The following is a 14,838-nucleotide window of genomic DNA, read 5'->3' as shown; positions in this document are numbered from 1 at the left end:
ACGAATCAGTCGGTGAAGCCGGGCATCCACTCGGTCAGGATGGCCATGTACGGCGCGTAGGCGTCGAGTTGGGCACAGATTCCGACCAATCCGCCCAGCACGCGAAAGATCATCACGTATTCGGCAGGCATGTTCAGTGCACGAACGGTGCGGAACTGCGCACTGTTGAAATCTGCGGCGGTGCCCGCGGCTTTCTGCAGCCAGGCGCGGGTGAAGTGGAACGATTCGGTGTGAATCGGATCGGTGAACGGGCGCAGGTAGTCTGCGATCTCCTTCTCCGTGACCGTGCGTCCAGGAACGACGAAGCCGCTCTCGGTGAACAACTCGACCAGTTCCTCGTACTTCTCGTCGCGTGCGAGCGAGACCATCCGACCCAGGACGGGCGGGAGACCGTCGGGCATCGGAGCGCAGGCCCCGAAGTCGATGACGCCCATCCGACCGTCGTCGAGCATCATGAAGTTGCCCGGATGAGGGTCGGCGTGCAGCAACCTCGCCCGCGCCGGGGACACGAAGGCGAACAATGCGAGCAGTTCGCCCGCCTGGTTACGTTCCTCGGCCGTCCCGTTCGCGATCACATCGGCCAGCGGCCTACCCGTCATCCATTCGCTGACAACGACTTTGGGAGCACTGGCGACGATCTTGGGAATCGCGAACTGTGAATCGCCTGCGAATTCCTTGCTGAAGGCACGTTGATTCGCGGCCTCGATACGGTAGTCCAGCTCGTCCTCGGTACGAGCGGTCAATTCTTCGAGCACCGGCTTGACGTCCGTGCCCGCGAGCACCGTGCTGAACAGGTTCGCGAACCGCGAGAGTGTTTTGAGGTCGGAGCGCAATGCGTCATCTGCACCGGGGTACTGGATCTTGACCGCGACATCGCGTCCGTCGGCCCAGGTTGCGCGGTGCACCTGTCCGATGCTGGCCGAGGCGATCGCAGTGTCGTCGAAATCGAGGAAACGTGACCGCCACGCCGTTCCGAGTTGCTGGTCCAACACCCGATGCACGGTCTTCGCGGGCATGGGCGGGCCCTGCGCCTGCAGTTTGGTCAGTGCCTCGCGGTACGGCTCCGAATACTCTTCCGGAACAGCCGCTTCCATCACCGAGAGCATCTGGCCGAGCTTCATGGCACCGCCCTTGAGCTCCCCGAGGACGGAGAAGAGCTGTTCGGCTGCCTTTGCGGCCATGTCCGCATCGATCTCGTCACGATTGCCGCCGGCGAGCTTCTTGCCGAACCCCATGGCAGCACGACCCGCCATCCCGAGGGGAATGCTGGCCAGTTTTGCAGTACGAGTCGATCCACGGCGCGGTATGTCAGACACAGCTCCATCATGGCTGAACCTGCCGACAATTGCTCGGACCGTCCCCTCTCGACCCCCATCGAACGAGGTGAGCTCGCTTCCAGTGCCTTGTTCAGTGCCAGCAATCGCAGTGCGGGTGCTTGGACCACAGTCGTTTGTGGACGGTTGTCCCAGCGGCACCGAACTCCAGTTCCATGGTGCAGTCGGCGGTTTCCGGTAGCGCGGGGTCGGACCTGCCGATGAGATTCTCCAGCTGAGCGAATGCGAACGCCGCCGTGGCCAGCACCGTCGCACTGCTGGCCTGACCGACGGTACCGAGCAACTGCGCGGACAGATGCGGCCACTCGGGTTCGAGATCGCACCGCGTCAGATCTGCGCACCGTAGGCAACTCGTTCGACCGGGCAACACGAACGGGCCGACGATGCCCTTCCCGTCTCGTAGCCGCACCTGCAGATGGGGGATACGCAGCCGCACCAGATCCGTCACCAGTCGGGGCTCTGCGACCAGATCGTCGGCAAGCACGACGACGTCGTAGTTCCACGCCTTCACGATCGAGTGTGGGTAGCGAGTCGGCGTCAGACTCGTCCGGCTGACCGCCACGCTGGTTCGACTCAGACCCGACGCCAATGCGTCGGAGATCGGACCCCGCCCCACGAGGTGGATCGTTCTCACCGACCCCGGTCCGGTGGGCGAGGTCCGTCGCGAGGCGTCGGGTGGCACCGGTTCGCTCGTGCCGTGCATCAGCAGACCGGAATCCTCCAGTTCGCCGAGCATGGCCGATGTTCGATTGGCGGACAGTCCCAATGTCATTGCGTGGCAGACGATGTGCGGCCTGGAATGGCCTGCGGCCAGCAGTCGAAGTATTTCGAGTATCGAACCAGGCTCTGCACCGGGAGGGGGAGTGACGACGACGCTGCTCTCGGGATTCCAGCCCAACTGCACGGTGCCGTCTCGACGCGGCAGAATCGCCACTGCAGGATCGAGTCGAACGGTCGTTGTGATCATGAGACACACTCTGACAGCGACGACAGCGAAGAACGCCCGCTCAGGGCAGGTTATCCACAGGGTGGAAGGGCCTGCGAGCAGGCGTTCGACGAGTTCGATCGAAGTGGTGCAAGACCGACCGGTTCAGGCTGTGGATGAACCCTTCTCGGGACCGTCGTCGGTGCCCTTGTCGTCGGTGCCCTTGTCGTCGGCGGCCTTGTCGTCGGTGCCCGCGGCCTTGTCGGCGGCCTCGGCGCGCTCTTTGGCCTCCATGGCTTCGAGCTGGGCGATCGGGTCGTCGAAGCTCGACGTTCCGCCGCCGACGACACGGTCGATGAACGCCGCGGGGTTGTCCAGATCCGACGAGTCGGGCAGCAGATCGGGGTGGGCCCACACTCCGTCGCGTCCCTCGATGTCGGCTGCGGCGAGAAGCTGACGCCACAGGTCCGCAGCCTCGCGGACCTTGCGGGGGCGCAGTTCGAGGCCGACCAACGTGGCGAAGGTCTGCTCCGCCGGGCCACCGGACGCCCGGCGTCGGCGAATGGTTTCGCCGAGTGCGACAGCACCGGGCAGGCGATCGCCGAGAGCAGCCGCGACAACGGTCTCGACCCAACCCTCGACCAGGGCCAGGAGCGTCTCCAACCGTTCCAGAGCATGCTTCTGCTCCGGCGTCGTCTGCGGCTCGAAGGCACCCTGCTGCAGGATGGCTTCGATCTTCGACGGATCGGTCAGCGCGGACGGGTCGAGGCCTGCCGCTGCCTCCTCGATCGCCGAGAAATCCATCTTGATTCCGCGCGCGTACTCCTCGACTGTGGCAAGAACCCGTTGCCGCAACCACGGAATGTGGCTGTAGAGCCGTTGATGCGCGGCCTCCCTCGCTGCGAGAAACACCAGAACCTCGCGCTCGGGCTGCTCGAGTCCCTCGCTGAACGACGAGATGGCCGACGGCAGCAACGCCGCCGTGCCCGACGGTCCGAGCGGTAGGCCGATGTCGGTGGAGGTGAGCACCTCCTTGGAGAGCTGACCGAGCGCTTGGCCGAGCTGAGAACCGAAGGCCATCCCGCCCATCTGCGTCAACATGCCCATCATCGGACCGGCCATCTGCTGAGCCTCGGCGGGAAGGCCCGAAGTCCACATGCCCGAAATCTGCTCGGCGACGGGGTCGCACAGTCTCTTCCAGGTGTCGATCGTGTTGTCGAGCCAATCGACCGGCGTCCACGCAACGGTCTTCGTGGCACCGGCCGGTAGCGTCGTGGCCCCGTCCAACCACAGCTCGGCTAGGTGTGCCGCGTCGGTGATCGCCTCTCGCTCACCTGCGGACACCGGGCTGAAATCACCCATCTGCTGACGAGCCAGCTGCTTGGCCAGGTCGTAGTTCACCGGTCCGGAACCTGTCCCGCCGGAAGCGCCCATGCCACTGAGCATCTGACCGAACTGAGTGAGCATCTGGCCCAGCTGCGCGGGGTCGAAGCCCTCGGCACCGAAGCCGAAACCGGCAGGGTTGCCCGAACCGTCCGGATCCTTCTTCTTGTCCGGGTCGTCGTCGGAGGCACCGAAACCAAAATTGCTCATGCCTCAACGGTACAAGCCCGATGAACGCGGAGAGTGGTGGATCGTCACGCTGACGGCGAACACTCCGGGCCGCGAGACCCCGGCGCGGACGCGCTCGACAGGGGCGGTCTGCGCAGTCGACGGGATTCGGATCTAGTGTCTACCGAGTGAACCGAAGGATCGCCACTCTTGTCGCTGCGCTCGTCCCGGTGGTGGTGCTGGGCGTCACCGGCTCGGTCGTCGCAGTTCCGTTCGCCGCCCTCGGCCCCGGGCCGACCTACAACACTCTCGGTGACGTCGACGGGGTACCCGTGGTGCAGATCGACGGAACCGAGGTCGATCCGACCGCGGGCCACCTGAACATGACGACCGTGGCCGTGCGTGATCAGCTCAACCTGTTCGAGGCGCTCGCCTTCTGGGCCAGCGGTCGGCAGGGCCTCGTTCCGCGCGAGGAGGTCTATCCGCCGGACAAGACGAGGGAAGAAGTGCAAGAGGGCAATCAGGCGGATTTCGAGGCATCGGAGTCCAGTGCGGAGCTCGCCGCTCTGCATCACCTGGATCTGCCGGTAACGCTCGCGGTGGCAACCGTCGCCGAGGACGGCCCTGCTGCAGGCGTGCTGAACGTCGGGGACACGCTCGTCTCGGTCGCCGGCACTCCCGTCGCCACTGCGTCGGCAGTTCGTGAGGCCGTCAGTTCTCGGGCGCCGGGCGATTCCGTCGACATCGAGTACGTGCGAGACGGCACGCCACGGACGGGTTCGGTGGTGCTCGGTGCTCGCCCCGACGACGACTCCAAGGGCTATCTCGGCGTCACGCCCGAGGAGAAACCCGATGTGCCGTTCGACGTGACGTTCAATCTCGCCGACGTGGGCGGACCGTCGGCCGGGCTGATGTTCAGCCTTGCCGTGGTGGACAAGCTCAGTCCCGGTGAGTTGAGCAACGGCGACTTCGTCGCGGGTACGGGAACCATCGACGCCGAGGGAACCGTCGGCCCCATCGGCGGCATTCCGTACAAGCTGATCGCTGCCCGCGAGGCGGGAGCCACGACGTTCCTGGTGCCGGACGCGAACTGTGGTGAGGCGCAACAGAACGTTCCGGACGGCCTCAGGCTGGTGCGTGTCGAATCGTTGGACGGTGCTGTCGAGGCGCTGCAGGCGCTCGGCTCGGGCGGCGACGTGCCGTCCTGCAGTTGATCCAGGCCGTCGTCAGTCGTCGTCGACGACGTCGAAGGTCGCGTACAGGCCGTGTACCACGTTGGGGGCCAGGTCCGGCGCGATGCGAAGATCGATGGGCGCGAAAGGATCGGCGTCCTCGTCCGGGTGCAACTGCAACAGCGTCAACGACGGACCGTCCTTGAGTACCGCGACTATCAACCGAGCATCCTTCTTCTCGGGATGGTTCTCGGCAGCCGAGCGTGCGGCCTCGTCGGCCGCATCGGGATCGGCGAGCAGCGGCATCAATGCCTCGTCGAGGCTCGATTCGGCGGCCGGGGGGAGTACCACGATCTCCTGCACCAGAGCGCATCCGACGACACCGTCGGGCCACGTCGAGGTGGCCAGGAACTCGTCCAGGGCGGGGGAGCCGCCGGTGATGTCCTCGGGAAGCGAATGCTGCTGAATCGGAGTCAGCGCAGCGCCGTCGGCAAGATCGTCGAGCAGACCGGGCTCGGCTGCGGCGAGCGCCGCGGTGGGCACCAGTGCGAACATCTGCGGGGCCTGGTGCCATCCTCCTGCGTCGACGAAGTCGGCTACCTCGCGAGCGCACCGAGCCAGAGCCTCGGCCACGTCCTGCCCACCGGAATCGGGGTCGAAATCGTCACCGAAATGGTCTTCGCCGGGCAGTCCGTTGCTCTCGTTGCTCACCGCACTATCCTCGCATCCGGATGGTTCCACGGGCACCGACGCTCCTGACCTGGGCCCAGCAGTGGCCGCAGTACGGGCGTCGCGGCCGTAGGATCAACGTACGTACAGTAGGGCGAAACGGACATGCGGCGCACGACGAGTGCGCCGAAGAAGTCATCTGCGGCGCCGGTCGGCGTCGCCCGAAGTTGGAGTGTGGCACGTGGGCATGAGGCCCCCCACCGGTATGCCGTCCTTGTCGCGGCGAAGCCGGATCTTGCTCGTATTGGCCTTGGTAGCAGCAGGTCTGCTCCTCATCGGTCCCCGTCTGATCGACGTCTACACGAACTGGCTGTGGTTCGGTGAGGTCGACTTCCGCGGCGTGTACACCACTACTCTGCTGACACGGTTGGTGATCTTCCTCGTTGTCGCTCTGATCGTGGGACTCATCCTGTTCGCCGCGTTGCTGTTGGCGTACCGCAACCGTCCCGTATTCGTTCCGGTGGCCGGCCCCAACGATCCGATCGCGCGGTATCGCACCACGGTGATGAGCCGGTTGCGCTTGTTCGGCATCGGAATCCCGGTGGTCTTCGGTTTCCTGTCCGGCATGATCGCTCAGGCCAACTGGGTGACGGTGCAGCTGTTCCTGAACGGCGGGGACTTCGGGACCACCGATCCGCAGTTCGGCCTCGACGTCGGGTTCTACTCGTTCGACCTTCCGTTCTACCGGTTCATCCTCAACTGGCTGTTCGTGGCCGTCGTATTGGCCTTCCTCGCGAACCTGATGACGCAGTACGTGTTCGGCGGTATTCGCCTGGCCGGACGCGAGGGTGCTCTCACTCGCGCCGCGCGCATTCAACTGGCAGTCATCGCCGGCAGCTTCGTTCTTCTCAAGGCGATCGCGTACTGGCTGGACAGGTACACGCTGCTGTCGAGCAGTCGTAAGGAACCCACGTTCAGCGGTGCCAGCTTCACCGATATCAACGCGGTGTTGCCGGCCAAGCTGATCCTGCTCGCTATTGCCGTGATCTGCGCGGTCGCCTTCTTTGCGGCGATCTTCCTGCGTGATCTCCGAATTCCGGCCTTGGCCACGGCATTGCTGGTGCTCTCGTCCATTCTGATCGGTGCCGTCTGGCCGCTGGTGATGGAACAGTTCTCGGTGCGCCCGAACGCGGCCGAGAAAGAGAGCACCTACATCCAGCGGAACATCACGGCGACGCGGGATGCGTACGGGATCGGCGACGACGTGGTCGAGTACCAGGACTATTCCGGGGAGAGTTCGCAGAATCCGCGCGAGAGCGAGGCGGACAGGACCACCATCGCCAACACTCGTCTGCTCGATCCGAATGTGTTGTCCCGCACTTTCACCCAGCAGCAGCAGCTGAAGAACTTCTTCGGTTTCCCCGACACACTCGACATCGACCGGTACGAAATCGACGGGCAGTTGCAGGATTACATCGTCGCGGCCCGCGAGCTCTCACCGCAGTCCTTGACCGGCAACCAGACGGACTGGATCAACCGGCACACCGTCTACACGCACGGAAACGGCTTCGTTGCAGCTCCTGCCAACAGGGTCAATGCAGCTGTTCAGGATCCGACCGCCGAAGGTGCCAACAGCAACAGCGGCTACCCGATCTACACGGTCAGCGACATCGCATCGCAGGATTCTCAGCAGGTCATCCCGGTCGACCAGCCCCGTATCTACTATGGCGAAGTCATCGCCGCAGCAGATCCGGACTACGCGATCGTGGGTGCTACCGGTACTGGGGACCGCGAGTACGACACCGACGAATCCAATTACACATACACCGGTTCGGGTGGCGTCTCGGTGGGCAATTGGTTCAACCGCCTGGCGTTCGCTGCGAAATACGCAGAGCGAAACATTCTCTTCTCCGGAGCCATCGGCGACGACTCGAAGATCCTGTTCGATCGCGATCCTCGTGATCGTGTGCAGAAGGTTGCGCCGTGGTTGACCACCGATACCGATTCGTACCCGGCGGTCGTGGACGGCAAGATCGTCTGGATCGTCGACGGCTACACGACGCTGAAGGATTACCCCTACGCTCAGCGGGCATCGCTGGACGGTCTGACGGTGGACAGTGTCGAGTCGACGACAGGTCGGCCACTCCCACGTGACGAGGTGTCGTACATCCGAAATTCCGTCAAGGCGACGGTCGACGCATACGACGGCACAGTGACGCTGTACCAGGTCGATGACACCGATCCCGTGTTGAAGGCATGGATGGGTGTGTTCCCGAATTCGGTCCAACCCGAGTCCGAGATCTCGGACGAGCTCCGTTCGCATTTCCGTTACCCGGAGGACCTGTTCAAGGTTCAGCGAGAAATGTTGGCGAAGTACCACGTGGACAACCCCAACGAGTTCTTCACCAACAACGCGTTCTGGTCAGTGCCCAGTGACCCGACCAGCAACAGCGGTGCCGGCAGTGATCTGAATCAGCCGCCGTACTACGTCCTGGTCGGCGATCCTGAAACCGGAGAGCCGTCGTTCCGGCTGACCAGCGCCATGGTCGGGTTCAACCGAGAACTGCTGGCTTCGTACATCTCGGTCCGGTCCGATCCGGACGACTACGGCAAGTTCACGGTTCTGCAATTGCCGACTCAGACGCAGACCCAGGGTCCGCAGCAGGCGCAGAACTCGATGACCTCGGACGCCCGGGTGGCATCGGACAGAACGCTGCTCGAGCAGTCCAACGAACTGCAGTACGGCAACTTGCTGACGCTCCCGATTGCCGACGGCGGAATCCTGTACGTGGAACCGCTGTACACGTCTCGGAAGAATGCTTCGACCTCGACGTTCCCGCAGTTGACGAAGGTCCTGGTGAGCTACCGTGAGCCGGGGGCGGAAGGTGGGGTCAGGGTCGGGTACGCGCCCAGACTGTCCGAGGCGCTCGATCAGGTGTTCGGCGCGGGCACAGGCGCGGCGGCCACTGCTCCTGGTGGTGCTCCCGAGGACCCACAACCGGCCGAATCGGGAGGTACCTCGGAGACCGAGGCCACCACTCCGGATTCCCCGGATCCGGCTCCGTCCACCGGCGGCTCGGCAACACGGGACGCGGCGGTCACCGGATTGAATTCCGCACTCGACGCAGTGCGCACTGCACAGCAGAGCGGAAATCTCGCGGAGCTCGGCACCGCGCTGGAGAACCTGCAGGTCGCTGTCGACACGTACAACGGGGCAGGTAATTGATCGGTACGGCTACGGCCCGCTGACATGAGCGAAAGAGCCGCCCCACCGAAATGGTGGGGCGGCTCTTTCGTTGTCGTTACCTGACTCGTGCGCGAGCTACAGCGACGAGGTCAGTGGCAGTTCGAGCGAACTGCCGGGTGATCAGCGTCCGATGGGTGCGAGCACCGGGGCGTTGGCAGCAACGAGGTGCTGGAACTGCGTGCTCAGGCCGTACTGGTCGGCAAGCGTGGACGCAGCGTCGAACGCGCCCTGTGCAGCCTGCGTGGCCGCTGCGACCTCGGGAGCCACGGCCGGTGCCGGAGCGGGAGCCGGTGCGGGTGCCGGCTGCGGTGCGGGGGCCGACTCGGGCTCGGGAGTGGAGGCAGCGGTGCTCAGCTGCTTTCCGCAGGTAGGCCATGCGCCCGGTCCCTGACTCTGCAGGGTGTTCTCCGCGACGCGGATCTGCTCGGCCTTGGACGCGTTGGCCGGTGACCCGGTTCCACCGTTGGCCGTCCAGGTGCTCTGCGAGAACTGCAGGCCACCGTAGTAGCCGTTACCGGTGTTGATGCTCCAGTTGCCGCCGCTTTCGCACTGTGCGACCGCGTCCCAGTTGTTCGGGGCTGCGTTGGCGGTTCCGGCAGAGACGCCGAGGGGGATTGCTACGGCGGCACCTGCGATGGTGGCAATTCCGAGTGCGCGCCGGACTCGAGTCTGCTTGCCGACATTGTTCTGAGTGGTCATGCGGGGTGAATCCTTTCCGCGCTCGACTGGCGCGACTGGCCTGCAATCACCTCGCCGGGATGTGTGGCGTTGGTGACCAGGCGCTTCGTATCGTCGCGGCTCTGCCCCCGTACGTATTGGGGACCACACCCGCGGGGCAGAGCGAAGGAAGCGGCGGGGTGGTGCAGGCCCAGCGGTGTAGGGCCGTCCGTGAACGTAGTCGAGGATTCGACCACCGTCACTGAGCCGGAATGAGACGGGGCATGTCCACATAGTGGGAAACAGGGGGGTGTCGTAGCAGCTCAGACCACCTTGTGGCGCTATCGAGTCTACTTCGTGACCCGACCGTTATGTGACTCGAAACACGCAGGAAAAGAGACCTGGAGCACTATTTCCGGCGGTCCGGGACGTGATAAGTCGGTCTGCTCGGGCGCACACGAACCCGGTCGACGTGATCGGGAACCCTGTGGTCACGTGATTTGCATTCGCCGTACACACGAGGGTAACTTCGTAGATGCAACGCGGGGTGGAGCAGCTCGGTAGCTCGCTGGGCTCATAACCCAGAGGTCGCAGGTTCAAATCCTGTCCCCGCTACCAACACGAAAAGACCCAGGACATGTCCTGGGTCTTTTTCTGTGCTCTGATGGGTGTCGTGGTCGGCCACTCGGACGAATGTCGTACGCGGTATCACCGCGAGGGTCGGTTCGAATGATTCTCCCTGCCGTCAGAGACCCTCGCCTCATCACCGTGCATCGCGGCGGACTGCTGACCGACGACGATCATCGAAGCCTCGCGCTCTGGGCGGCCGAGTGTGCGGAACACGTTCTCGCTCTGTTCGAGACGGTCGAGCCCTCCGATCCGCGGCCCCGCGAAGCAATCGAGGCCACCCGCGCGTGGGTGCGCGGCGAACTCGCAATGATGGCCACTCGCGCCCTCGGGGGCCATTCGATGGGAGCGGCACGGCCACTGCACGGTGCGGCGCGTTTCGCCGCCTATGCCGCCGGTCAGGCCGCCTGTGTTGCTCATGTGCCCGAACACGATCTCGGAGCGGCCGCGTACGCCATCAAGGCAGTTCGGGCGGCGGCTCGTCACGGCTCGGAGCCGAGTGCGGGCAGAGAAGAACTCGAGTGGCAGCGTGACCGGCTACCGGACAGCGTGCGGGAACTCGTGCTGGAAGACCAGAAGAGAAGGAACAATATTTGCTGGTCCGTGTTCGACTGATCCCGGCTACGTCACCGACACCGTGAGAAATTCGTGCGGGGCGATAGCCGCACGCACATCGTCGGGGGTCGGTGGGGGCGTAGGTATCAGGGAGGCGTCGGGCAGGAACCGAATGGTGGTACCGGTGCGCTCGGTCGGTGCGGTCGGCATCAGCTCGGTGACGGGAATTCCGTGCTCGTATCGTGCGGTCCAGGCACCGTCGATCCGGCGATTGGTGTGTTCGAGCGTCTCGGACAGTGCCGCGACCACGGACATCCCACGCCGAGCATGGCCGTCGTCGAGCAGAATGGGCTGTTGTTCGTCGAAGAAACGCACATCTTTCGTGCAGACGACAGGCTTGCGAACCGCGACGCCGTCATCGAGTCTGGTGTCGGTGCCGCGACCGGTATCGGACACCTCGATCACGCCGTCCGAGCAGAGCGTGACGCTCGCATGACCGTCGCCCTGATACTCGGCCTCGTCTGCCGCGTACGCGAGAACCTCGAGAATCAGGTGCAGGACGCCGCCGGGCGCGTAGTCGTCGGGTCGAGCTCGGATATGTGCGAGATGGTCTCGATCGACGTCGACAGACCAGTCGTGTGTCGTCGTGCGCCAGGTGCGCCGACTGGACATCGAGGGCTCAGTCCGAGACCTGCTCGCGCGCATCGTCACTGGTGACCGCCTCGGAATCGTCGGCGCTCTCGGAGCCATCTGCGGTGAGATCGACTGTGTCCACACCCTCGAGTGCCGTCAACTCCTGCTCTGCCTCCGCGATGAAGCCCTTCGCGTTCTCTTCGATCTTCTTGACCCACTCGGCCATGTCGGTCACACCCTTCGCTCGATCGTGTACCACCGGTCTACCAGACTTCTTCCCCCTAGGATCCACGGCGTGCGAACCCGAACCTCGCCTGGTGGACGCAGACCGTTCGTTGACGGCAGATCAGGCGGACGTGGTTCTGTCGGCCTGACCGAGACGGGTGTTCACCTCCTCGAGTCGGCGGCGGAGCAGGCGCTTCTCCGGTGCGGTTCGGGCGACATCCAACGCTCGTCGATAGTCGACTGCCGCCTCCTCGAATCTGTCGAGTTGTTGCAGCAGATCGGCTCTCGCCATGGGATACGGATGATATCGGCGCAACGACGGCTCGTCGGCAAGCCGGTCCAGCTCCCGAAGGCCTGGTCCGGGGCCGTCGCGCATCGCCACGGCTACCGCCCGGTTCAGCGCGACTATCGCGCTCGGTGTGAGCGTCATGAGCACGTCGTACAGGGCAACGATCTGAGGCCAGTCCGTGCTGTCCGAGTCGGGTGATTCGTCGTGCAGCGCAGCGATGGAGGCCTGGACTGCGTACGGACCGGTCCGGCCGCCGCCCAGGGCCTCGACGACGAGTCTCGTGCCGTCGGCGATGAACGCGGTGTTCCACAGTCGCCGGTCCTGATCGGCCAACAGAACGATGTCGCCGTCCGGTCCGGTTCGAGCGTCGCGTCTGGCCTCGACGAGCAGCATCAACGCCAGCAAGCCCGCCACTTCGGGTTCGGTCGGTAGGGCAGTATGAAGAAGTCGGCCCATCCCTAGTGCTTCCGCGGTGAGATCGATTCGCCCGATGCTCTCACCCGACGTCGCCGAATAGCCTTCGGTGAAGATCGAATAGACGACCTCGAGCACCATCGGCACTCGGTCTGCCAGCTCGTCCGGGCCCGGGAGGCGAAACGGTATTCGTGCGGCCCGAATCTTGTTCTTGGCTCGCACTATTCGCTGCGCTGCCGTGGCCGGAGGGATGAGCAGCGCCCGGGCCACCTCGCCGGTGGTGAGGCCGGCCAGGCATCGAAGAGTCAGTGCGAGCCGGTCACCGGCGGCGAGGGCAGGATGCGCGCAGGTGAAGAACAACTGCAGTCGGTCGTCGGGCAGGGCATCGTCGAGCGGATTCGGGCGGTTCGGTTCACTGCGATCCGTATCCGCCTGCAGCACTCCTACTTTCGCGGCCAGGCTCTGATCGCGGCGCAGGCGGTCGACCGCCTTCCGGCGGGCGGTGGTGAGCAACCAGGCACCGGGCCTGACCGGGACGCCATCGACAGGCCAGTGTTTCAGAGCCGATTCGATAGCGTCGGAGGCCACTTCCTCGGCGAGGTCCAGGTCGCGATATCGCTGCACCAACGAAGCGAGCAGAATCGAGCGCTCGGCTCGAAACACCGAGTCGAGCGCCCGACGAACCTCGGAATCGTTCACCGAGGAATTCAGCACCGCAGTATCCGGCCGGTCAGAATTCGGCTGGTCAGAATTCGGCAAGGGGCCGCACGATCACCGTGCCGCCGTCCTTGGAACCAGGGCATCGGGCCGCCCATTCGAGTGCTGCGTCCAGGTCGGGAACGTCGATCACGTCGTAGCCGCCGAGAACCTCGTGCGATTCGGCGTACGGTCCGTCCGTGACGGTGCGTGCTCCGGTGGCGGCGTCGACGCGCACGGCCGTGGCAGTCGTCAGATCCGCCATCGCGTGACCGGAGACATGGACGCCTGCCTCCTTCATCTCCTTCTCGTATGTCATCCAGTCCTCGACACTGCTGCAGCCCGGTGCTGCTCCGGGCCCGGTGTCGGCGTTGATCAAGAGGATGTACTTCATGGTGCGCTCCTGGGTTCGGTACCTCGTTGTCGCGGCGCGAGTCGCCGTACACGATGACGACGTTCGGCAGACCACGATATCGACACCGGTGCCGAAATTTTCTTCTCGCGCACGAAAAGCGGCACCGGACTCGAGGTCCGATGCCGCTTCGCGGTTGCTGCGCGGGCTCGCTGACGAGCCGGGTGTCACTTCAGTTCTGCCGACGACTTTCCGAGGACGCGACGAGCAACGATCAGCTGCTGAATCTGCTGCGTTCCCTCGAAGATGTCGAGAATCTTGGAGTCGCGGCTCCACTTCTCGAGCAGTGGGCGCTCGGAGTAGCCGTACGTGCCGGCCAGCTCCACTGCCTTGAGGGTGATGTCGACCGCCGAGCGACCGGCCTTGGCCTTGGACATCGAGGCCTGCAGGGAGTTCGGCTCCTTGTTGTCGGCCATCCACGCCGCACGTAACGCGAGCAGATGTGCTGCCTCCCAGTCCGCTTCGAGGCGCAGGAACTCCGCCGCTGCAGCGTGCTGGTTGTACGCGGGGGTCTCGTACGAGATGTCGACTCCGGCGTCCACGAGGATGGACCGCAGCTCCTCGAGAGCCGCCCGTGCCACACCGATGGCCATGCCTGCCACCAGTGGGCGCGTGTTGTCGAACGTCTGCATGACGCCCGCGAAGCCCTTCTCGACGTTCACCTCGGCAGTACCGAGCAGGTTGTCCTTCGGGATGCGGCAATCCTCCAGCAGCAGTGCTGCGGTGTCGGAGGCCTTGATGCCCAGCTTGTGCTCGAGGCGGGCAACCGACAGGCCCGGAGCGTCACGCGGGACGACGAAGGACTTGATGGCCGCACGGCCGAGAGACTTGTCGACCGTTGCCCACACCACGATGTGGGTCGAACGCTCACCGGCGGTGACGTAGATCTTCTCGCCGTTGAGTACCCACTCGTCGCCGTCGAGGACAGCGGTGGTGGTGACGGCTGCCGAGTCCGAGCCGAAACCGGGTTCGGTGATGGCCATCGAGGCCCACACCTTGCCGAAGCGCTCGAGCTGCTCGTCGGTGGACACCGCTGCGATGGCCGAGTTGCCGAGTCCCTGGTAGGGGATCGACAGCGTGAGGCCTACGTCGCCCCAGCATGTCTCGATCACGTTCACCAGAGCGGACATGTTGCCGCCGTTGGCGTTCGCGGTCTTGCTGGGCTTGGCCGACTCGCTGTCCTTCTCGCGGCCACCGGCGGCTCCGCCGATTTCGCCACCGGCGTCGGACATGCCTTCGACCATCGACGCCATGGTGTCGAGTTCCACCGGGTACTCGTGTTCGGCGAGGTCGTACTTACGGGAAATGGGGCGGAAGATCTCGGCAGCGACCTGGTGAGCCTGATTCGCCTGCGCCCGAAGCTTCTTGGGAAGTTCAAGATTGATCATCGTGTATGTCCTTGGGTGAGTGCCATGGAATTCGGGGCGGCGAG

The 14,838-nt window shown here is 64.6% G+C and carries 13 protein-coding genes and 1 tRNA gene; 4 read left to right on the top strand and 10 right to left on the bottom strand.

Annotated elements, in window-relative coordinates:
* Positions 1-5: 5 nt before the first annotated feature.
* From MTX34_RS00475 to MTX34_RS00465, 3 genes are all read right to left on the bottom strand, one after another.
* On the bottom strand, positions 6-1,316 hold the full coding sequence (locus MTX34_RS00475; protein ID WP_243608076.1) for an AarF/ABC1/UbiB kinase family protein: 1,311 nt from the start codon (positions 1,314-1,316) through the stop codon (positions 6-8).
* 91 nt (positions 1,317-1,407) lie between these two features.
* The gene (locus MTX34_RS00470; RefSeq protein WP_243608075.1) at positions 1,408-2,301 is read right to left on the bottom strand and encodes a hypothetical protein; all 894 of its coding nucleotides are present in this window, start codon (positions 2,299-2,301) and stop codon (positions 1,408-1,410) included.
* 123 nt (positions 2,302-2,424) lie between these two features.
* Complete coding sequence (locus tag MTX34_RS00465; protein ID WP_243608074.1) at positions 2,425-3,852, bottom strand: zinc-dependent metalloprotease; 1,428 nt, start codon at positions 3,850-3,852, stop codon at positions 2,425-2,427.
* A gap of 146 nt (positions 3,853-3,998) precedes the next feature.
* Here MTX34_RS00465 and MTX34_RS00460 point away from each other — a divergent pair, with 146 nt between their 5' ends.
* The gene (locus MTX34_RS00460; RefSeq protein ID WP_243608073.1) at positions 3,999-5,024 is read left to right on the top strand and encodes a PDZ domain-containing protein; all 1,026 of its coding nucleotides are present in this window, start codon (positions 3,999-4,001) and stop codon (positions 5,022-5,024) included.
* A 12-nt stretch (positions 5,025-5,036) separates the two neighbouring features.
* Here MTX34_RS00460 and MTX34_RS00455 read toward each other — a convergent pair whose 3' ends face one another.
* Complete coding sequence (locus tag MTX34_RS00455) at positions 5,037-5,615, bottom strand: PPA1309 family protein (protein WP_243608438.1); 579 nt, start codon at positions 5,613-5,615, stop codon at positions 5,037-5,039.
* A 277-nt stretch (positions 5,616-5,892) separates the two neighbouring features.
* On the opposite strand from MTX34_RS00455, the gene MTX34_RS00450 reads away from it, so the two are divergent.
* A complete protein-coding gene (locus MTX34_RS00450) occupies positions 5,893-8,877 on the top strand; it encodes a UPF0182 family protein (RefSeq protein ID WP_243593496.1) in 2,985 nt (994 codons plus the stop codon).
* Between the two features lie 141 nt (positions 8,878-9,018).
* Here the strand turns inward: MTX34_RS00450 and MTX34_RS00445 are convergent, their stop codons facing one another.
* Entirely contained in the window at positions 9,019-9,597 is a 579-nt protein-coding gene (locus tag MTX34_RS00445; RefSeq protein ID WP_243608072.1) for a transglycosylase family protein, read from the bottom strand.
* Between the two features lie 499 nt (positions 9,598-10,096).
* On the opposite strand from MTX34_RS00445, the gene MTX34_RS00440 reads away from it, so the two are divergent.
* A tRNA-Met gene (locus tag MTX34_RS00440) sits at positions 10,097-10,173 on the top strand.
* Positions 10,174-10,284: 111 nt separating this feature from the next.
* Complete coding sequence (locus MTX34_RS00435) at positions 10,285-10,797, top strand: putative immunity protein (RefSeq protein ID WP_243593494.1); 513 nt, start codon at positions 10,285-10,287, stop codon at positions 10,795-10,797.
* A 6-nt stretch (positions 10,798-10,803) separates the two neighbouring features.
* On the opposite strand, the gene MTX34_RS00430 is transcribed toward MTX34_RS00435, so the two are convergent.
* From MTX34_RS00430 to MTX34_RS00410, 5 genes are all read right to left on the bottom strand, one after another.
* Positions 10,804-11,409: a hypothetical protein gene (locus MTX34_RS00430; RefSeq protein ID WP_243608071.1), complete on the bottom strand. Its 606-nt coding sequence runs from the start codon at positions 11,407-11,409 to the stop codon at positions 10,804-10,806.
* Positions 11,410-11,416: 7 nt separating this feature from the next.
* Positions 11,417-11,596 (bottom strand): hypothetical protein, encoded by a 180-nt coding sequence (locus tag MTX34_RS00425; RefSeq protein WP_243593492.1) that lies wholly within the window; start codon positions 11,594-11,596, stop codon positions 11,417-11,419.
* Between the two features lie 120 nt (positions 11,597-11,716).
* A complete protein-coding gene (locus tag MTX34_RS00420) occupies positions 11,717-12,997 on the bottom strand; it encodes an RNA polymerase sigma factor (protein WP_243608070.1) in 1,281 nt (426 codons plus the stop codon).
* A gap of 46 nt (positions 12,998-13,043) precedes the next feature.
* A complete protein-coding gene (locus tag MTX34_RS00415; RefSeq protein ID WP_243593489.1) occupies positions 13,044-13,388 on the bottom strand; it encodes a YciI family protein in 345 nt (114 codons plus the stop codon).
* Positions 13,389-13,573: 185 nt separating this feature from the next.
* On the bottom strand, positions 13,574-14,794 hold the full coding sequence (locus MTX34_RS00410) for an acyl-CoA dehydrogenase family protein (protein WP_068045941.1): 1,221 nt from the start codon (positions 14,792-14,794) through the stop codon (positions 13,574-13,576).
* Positions 14,795-14,838 lie beyond the last annotated feature (44 nt).

This window comes from Rhodococcus sp. ARC_M5 (assembly GCF_022810405.1).
GTDB lineage: Bacteria > Actinomycetota > Actinomycetes > Mycobacteriales > Mycobacteriaceae > Rhodococcoides > Rhodococcoides navarretei.
The sequence above is the reverse complement of the archived record's forward strand: the minus strand, read 5'-3'. Positions and strand labels throughout refer to the sequence as shown.